Origin of the sequence: Phenylobacterium sp., from assembly GCF_030654915.1 — a bacterium.
Classification (GTDB): Bacteria; Pseudomonadota; Alphaproteobacteria; order Caulobacterales; family Caulobacteraceae; genus Phenylobacterium.
This window is the reverse complement of record NZ_JAURWM010000368.1, coordinates 1-3,001: the sequence shown is the minus strand read 5'-3', so window position 1 is coordinate 3,001 and position 3,001 is coordinate 1. Positions and strand designations below refer to the sequence as shown.

At 65.9% G+C, this 3,001-nt stretch carries 1 protein-coding gene and 1 pseudogene; both read left to right on the top strand.

Features of this window, described 5'->3' with window-relative positions:
• Window positions 1-560, top strand: a pseudogene (locus Q7T84_RS18910) (succinate--CoA ligase subunit alpha); the annotation flags it as partial.
• Between the two features lie 80 nt (window positions 561-640).
• The coding region (locus tag Q7T84_RS18905; protein ID WP_304812051.1) for a 2-oxoglutarate dehydrogenase E1 component at window positions 641-3,001 on the top strand (2,361 nt) is incomplete at its 3' end.

Here is a 3,001-nt window from a genome sequence, read left to right as displayed (position 1 = left end):
AGGTGAAGAAGGCTCTGGCCGGCTCCAAGTCGCGCCTGATCGGCCCGAACTGCCCCGGCGTCCTGACGCCGGACGAGTGCAAGATCGGCATTATGCCGGGCAACATCTTCAAGAAGGGCTCGGTCGGCGTGGTTTCGCGCTCCGGCACCCTGACCTACGAAGCGGTGTTCCAGACCACCAATGTCGGCCTCGGCCAATCGACGGCGGTCGGCATCGGCGGCGACCCGGTCAAGGGCACCGAGTTCATCGACATGCTCGACCTGTTCCTGAAGGACCCGGAAACCGAGTCGATCATCATGATCGGCGAAATCGGCGGTTCCGCGGAAGAAGATGCGGCCGAGTTCATCAAGAATTCAGCCATCAAGAAGCCTATGGTCGGCTTCATCGCCGGCCGCACGGCCCCCCCCGGTCGTCGCATGGGTCATGCTGGCGCCATTATTTCGGGCGGCAAGGGTGGTGCGGAAGACAAGATCGCCGCGATGGAAGCTGCGGGCATCCGCGTTTCCCCCTCGCCGGCGAAATTGGGCGAAACTCTCCTCCAGGTGCTGAAAGGCTCCTGACGACAACTTAAGTAAGGGCGGTCTGCGCTCGGCTCCTTCGCTCGAAGTCCGTGCCCGGACCAACCCGGGAAATGGACGAAATGGCGGACGACGCAAGTCTGATCAACGAGGTTCTCGCCGAGACCTCCTTCCTCTATGGCGGCAATGCCGCCTTTGTTGAGGACCTCTACGCCAAGTGGGCGGTCGACCCGAACTCGGTCGACGCCTCTTGGCGGGCCTTCTTCGCCTCGCTGCAAGATCGCACCGACGAGGTGAAGGCCGCCGCTGGAAAGCGGGCCTGGACCAAGCCTGGCGCGCCCGCCGCCCGTCCCGACTGGCTCTCGGCCATCGACGGCCTCTGGCCGGCGGTCGAGGCCAAGGTGGGGGCGAAGGTCGCTGAGCGCGCCGCTCCGGCCGCCTCGGCCGAGTCTGTCCGCGCCGCCACCCTGGATTCCCTCCGCGCGATCATGATGATCCGCGCCTATCGGATGCGCGGTCACCTGCGCGCCAATCTCGATCCGCTGGGCATCGCGATTCCGGAAGGCGACGCCTCCGAACTCGATCCGGCGACCTACGGCTTCACCGAGGCCGACTTCGACCGTCCGATCTTCCTCGACTACGTGCTGGGCCTGGAGACGGGCACCCTGCGCGAGATACTGGCGATCCTGAAGCGCACCTACTGCGCCGACATCGGTGTGCAGTACATGCACATCTCCGACCCGGCCCAGAAGGCCTGGCTGCAGGAGCGCATCGAGGGCCGGGACAAAGACATAAGCTTCACCAAGGAAGGCAAGATCGCCATCCTGAAGAAGCTGATCGAGGCCGAAGGCTTCGAGCGCTTCCTGCACAAGCGCTTCCCTGGCACCAAGCGGTTCGGCCTGGACGGCGGCGAGGCGATGGTCCCGGCGCTGGAGCAGATCATCAAGCGCGGCGGCGCGCTCGGCGTGCGCGACATCGTCATCGGCATGCCGCACCGTGGCCGCCTGAACGTCCTGGCCGCCGTGATGGCCAAGCCCTACCAGGTGATCTTCCACGAGTTCCAGGGCGGTTCGACCCTGCCGTCCGACGTCGAAGGCTCGGGCGACGTGAAGTACCACATGGGCGCTTCGTCGGACCGTTCGTTCGACGGCAACAGCGTCCACCTGTCGCTGACCGCCAACCCCTCGCACCTGGAGATCGTCAACCCGGTCGTCCTGGGCAAGGCGCGCGCCAAGCAGGCCTTCACCCTGCGTGAGAACCCCGACGGCGGACGTAACCACGTCCTGCCCCTGCTGCTGCACGGCGACGCCGCCTTCGCCGGCCAGGGCGTGATCGCCGAATGCTTCACCATCTCGGGCGTGAAGGGCTACCGCACCGGCGGCACCGTCCACTTCATCGTCAACAATCAGATCGGCTTCACGACGGCGCCGGCCTTCAGCCGCTCCTCGCCCTATCCTTCGGACGTGGCCCTGATGGTGGAGGCGCCGATCTTCCACGTGAACGGCGACGATCCGGAAGCCTGCGTCTACGTCGCCAAGGTGGCCACCGAGTTCCGCCAGCAGTTCGGCAAGGACGTGGTCATCGACATGTTCTGCTATCGCCGGTTCGGTCACAACGAGGGTGACGACCCGACGATGACCTCGCCCTTGATGTACCAGAAGATCAAGGACCACCCGTCGACGCGCGAACTCTACACCCGCCAACTGGTCTCCGAAGGCGTGGCCACCGAGGACGAAGTCGCCGGCTGGATCAGCGAATTCGAAGCCTTCCTCGATCGCGAGTTCGAGTCCGGCAAGACCTACAAGGCCAACAAGGCCGACTGGCTGGACGGCAAGTGGGCGGGCCTGGCCCTGCCTGAAGGCGACGACCGCCGCGGCCAGACCAGCGTGCCGCGCCAGAAGCTGGTCGACCTTGGCCAGAAGATCACGGCCATCCCGGAAAGCCTGAACATCCACAAGACGGTGAAGCGGGCGATCGAGAACCGCCGCGCCGCCATCGAGGCGGGCGCGGGCATCGACTGGGCGACCGGCGAGCACCTGGCCTTCGCCACCCTGCTGGATCAGGGCTTCCCGATCCGCCTGGCCGGCCAGGACAGCGTGCGCGGCACCTTCGTGCAGCGTCACTGCGACCTGATCGACCAGACCACCGAAGAACACTACCAACCGCTGTCGAACCTGCGGCCGGGCCAGGCGCACTTCGAGGTCATCGACTCGGCGCTCTCGGAAGAGGCGGTGCTGGGCTTCGAGTACGGCTTCTCGCTGGCTGACCCCAAGACCCTGACCCTCTGGGAAGCTCAGTTCGGCGACTTCGCCAACGGCGCCCAGGTCGTCATCGACCAGTTCATCTCGTCGGGCGAACGCAAGTGGCTGCGGATGAGCGGCCTCGTGCTGCTGCTGCCGCACGGCTACGAAGTCCAGGGCCCCGAGCACTCCTCGGCGCGCCTTGAGCGCTTCCTGCAGCTCTGCGCGGAAGACAACATGCAG